Origin of the sequence: Methanosaeta sp. UBA458, assembly GCF_002496085.1 — an archaeon.
GTDB lineage: Archaea > Halobacteriota > Methanosarcinia > Methanotrichales > Methanotrichaceae > Methanothrix > Methanothrix soehngenii.
In genome coordinates, this window is record NZ_DAIK01000162.1 from 1 (window position 1) to 3,737 (window position 3,737).

Consider the following 3,737-nt stretch of genomic DNA (forward strand, 5'->3'; position numbering starts at 1 on the left):
CGGGGCCCGATCTCCACCCGGGAGGTGCTCTCCGACCAGAGCATCATGTCATCCATAAATGAGGCTGGCCGGGCTGCCCTGAAGGATCTATTGAGAAGGCCCACATTGGAGGAGTTCATGCGGCTCTCCCGCCGTTTCACCATGGAGACGGGTCTTGCCAGCAGCTGGGCCCTGGATATGATAGAGGCGGTGGAGGCGGAGGGCGGAAGGGCCAGCATGATCATGCTAGGAGACGCGGTCTATGCCTTTGGCGGAATTGAGGGGCTCCAGAGCTCAGGCCAGGTCTATACTACCTTCATCTCTCAGAGAGGTGCTAACCTTGACTGAAATTCCCAAATCCCATCCCAGATATGCTTCTCTGGTGGCGCGGGAGCGCGTGGCAGAAGGAGTGAAAAAAGGATATACCAGCACCCAGGGGCTGATCGCCCAGGGCAGAGGAGAATGCTTCGACTATCTCCTGGGTGAGAGGACGACGGCTTCCGCTGCAGCGGCGATCCGGGCGGGAGCGGCATTGCTCCTCTTAGCCCAGAGGCCAGCGATCTCGGTCAACGGCAATGTGGCAGCTCTCGTCCCGGAGGAGATGGTGGCTCTGGCTGCGGCCCTCAAAATCCCCCTGGAGGTGAACCTCTTTCACCGCAGCGAGGAACGGGTGAAGAAGATCGCCGATCTGCTAAGGGAGAAGGGGACAGAAGATGTTCTGGGCGAGAGGCCGGACACTTCAGTACCAGGCCTTGATCATGCCCGGGCCCTGGCCACCCGGGGCGGAATCTACGATGCCGATGTGGTGCTCATTCCCCTGGAGGACGGCGACCGTTGCGAGGCCCTGCTGGCCATGGGAAAAAGAGTCATTGCCATCGACCTCAACCCCCTCTCCCGCACAGCAAAAAAGGCTACAGTGAGCATTGTGGACAACATACTCCGGGCGGTTCCCCAGCTGACGGAAGAGGTCAGGCAGCTCTCCAATAAGCCTCGCCCGGATCTGGAGAAGATATTAAATGAATACGACAACCAGGAGACTCTGGCCGGGGCGGTGCAGGAGATCCGGGACCATCTGGACGAGCAGTTCAGGAAAGGGAGCGATTAACCTATCACTGGAAACCTCCTGCGTATGAGCTTATGCAGCTCAATGGCGGCAAAGGCCACCAGGGCCACTCCCACCAGCTCCACCCACTGATACAGAGAGACGGGATGAATCTGCAACACATCGGACAGACCAGGCATGTACATGGCAGCCACCTGGATCAGAATGGCGGCTATGGTGCCGAACACAAGCAGAGGATTTCTAAGTGGACTGGAGCTGAAAGCGCTCTTGAGCTCTGATCGGCTGGCGAAGACCACAGCATTCTCAAAGAGGACCATCATGATCATAGCGATGTTTCTCGCCTCCTCAATGCTCCGGCCCATGGACATCTGCCAGTGGAATATGGCATAGGTCAGGCCGCCTACAACCACTGCCACCAGTGCTACCTTCTCCACCATCAAACGGTTGAAAATCGCCTCGTTCGCCGGTCTCGGCGGCCGGTTCATCTCCCCGCCCTCGGCGGGCTCGAAGGCCAGGGCTACATCTTGAATACCGTTGGTGACCAGGTTCAGCCAGAGGAGCTGGACCGCAAGCAGAGGGAGGGGCATATTGAAGATCAGGGCTAAGATGAATAGGAATATCTCCGCCACTCCGGTGGAGATGGAAAAGAAGATCACCTTTCGCAGGTTATTGTAGACGATCCTCCCCTCCTCTATCCCCGAGACTATGGAGGCGAAGTTGTCATCGGTGATGATGAGGTCAGCGCTCTCCTTGGCCACATCGGTCCCGCCCTTGCCCATGGCCACGCCCACGTGAGCGGCATGCAGCGCGGGTGCATCGTTGGCTCCGTCACCGGTAACAGCCACCAGCTTTCCGTTTCTCACCAGAGAGTTGGTGATGAGCACCTTCTGCTGGGGCTCAACCCGGGCGTAAACCCGGCCCTTCCTGGTAAGAGCATCGACTGCCTCCGGGCCTTTGGCCTCAGCATCCTTCAGCTCCATTCCCGTGACCACCTGGTCGACGCTATCCGCCAGCCCCAGCTCCCTGGAAATGGCAAATGCGGTTGCCGGATGATCACCGGTGACCATTGCCACCTGGACGCCCGAGCTCTTGCATGCCTCCACTGCCGCTTTGGCCTCCGGCCGGAGGGGATCGATCATCCCCACCAGTCCTAAAAATGTGAGCCCTTCCAGCCGGTTCTCGGCGAATTCCTGGTTCTCTGGGAACCTGCCAGAGGCCAGGGCCAGGAGTCTGAAACCTGCAGTGGCCAGAGCCTCGGCCACTTTATCTGCACCCTGTGGATCCAGAGGGATCTCGCCATCGGAAGTGGCCATTCTGCTGCTCATCGTCAGGATCTTCTCTGGCGAGCCTTTGGCAAATGCAATCCTCCCATCCGGCCCCTGATGAAGGGTGGCTGAGAACTGGCGCTTGGATTCAAAGGGTATCTGAGCGATCCTGGGATAATTGCTCTGCTCCTCCTGTTGAGTGACTCCAGTCTCCTGAGCCATCATTAGCAGGGCCACGTCCACTGCATCCCCGTGGTAGTCCCAGCCGCCGTCTCGGAAGCCGGAAAAGGCCTCATTTGCCAGAACCGAGGCTCTAGCCAGGGCCTTCAGGGCAGATGTCTGGCCGGCTGACCGGCTGCCGACCGGGCCTTCTGCTGCCATCTTCCCTGCTGCTTCCTCTGCCACTTCCCGAGGGCTTTTCGCCAGATCGATCACATTCCAGCTATCCTGGCCGGGAATGACAGCTCTGGTAACAGTAAGCTGGTTGACGGTAAGGGTTCCCGTCTTGTCCGAGGCGATGAAGTTGCATGATCCCAGGGCCTCCACCGCCACCAGCCGGCGGACGATGACATTTCTCTTTGCCATGCGAGACATGCCTATGGACAGAGCCACAGTCATGGCCACTGGCAGACCCTCGGGCACTGCCGCCACCGCCAAAGCTACCGACTGCAGGAAGATATCATAAATTGGCTCTCCCCGGTAGATCTCAACCGCAAAGATCACCGCCACAGCCACGGCCACGCCCAGAGCGATCTTGGAGTTGAACTTCTCCATGCGCAGGATCAGAGGAGGCTTGGTCTCGGGCTTGCCAGCCAGAGACGCTGCCAGACCTCCTACTGCGGTATTCGAGGCGGTGGCGACTGCGACACCTCTACCCCTCCCTGATACTACAATGGTGCCGGCAAAGGCCATGTTCTCCCTATCGCCCAGTGGGGTTCTCCGATCGAGAATCAGATCGGGGTCTTTGGCATCTGGTATCGACTCTCCGGTGAGCAGAGACTCGTCCACCACCAGATCCTGGACCTCTATCAGTCTGATATCGGCTGGAACCTTTCCTCCTGACTCCAGGAGGACTATATCGCCGGGAACAAGCTCCTCAGAGTCTATCTCGAACTCCTCGCCACCCCGGATCACCCGGGTCTTGGTTCGGACCATATTCTTCAATGCTTCAGCGCTCTTCTCGGCTGAGTACTCCTGGATGGTGCCAATGATTGAGTTGAGCAGCAGCACAATCATGATAAATATGCTCTCCTGCCAGTCTCCAAGCAACAGGGAGATAGCGGCTGCCAGGAGGAGAATGTAGATCAAGGGACTGTAAAATTGGCGGAGAAAATAGACCGCAATGCTCGTCGGCTTCGGTTTGGGAAGGCTGTTCGGCCCATAGATCCTCAACCTTTCCGCAACCTCGTCCTTTCCCAGTCCGCCTTCGG

At 58.4% G+C, this 3,737-nt stretch carries 2 protein-coding genes and 1 pseudogene; 2 read left to right on the plus strand and 1 reads right to left on the minus strand.

The window, feature by feature from the left end; genetic code table 11:
• Nucleotides 1–327: pseudogene (locus BP822_RS11780) on the plus strand (GHMP kinase); the annotation flags it as partial.
• Nucleotides 320–1,084 (plus strand): 4-phosphopantoate--beta-alanine ligase, encoded by a 765-nt coding sequence (locus BP822_RS11785; protein ID WP_349681856.1) that lies wholly within the window; start codon nt 320–322, stop codon nt 1,082–1,084. The pseudogene BP822_RS11780 and the gene BP822_RS11785, both read left to right, overlap by 8 nt.
• Here BP822_RS11785 and BP822_RS11790 read toward each other — a convergent pair.
• Nucleotides 1,081–3,737, minus strand: a 2,657-nt coding sequence (locus tag BP822_RS11790) for a cation-translocating P-type ATPase (protein ID WP_286878348.1), incomplete at its 5' end; no start/stop codon positions are given. The genes BP822_RS11785 and BP822_RS11790 overlap by 4 nt on opposite strands.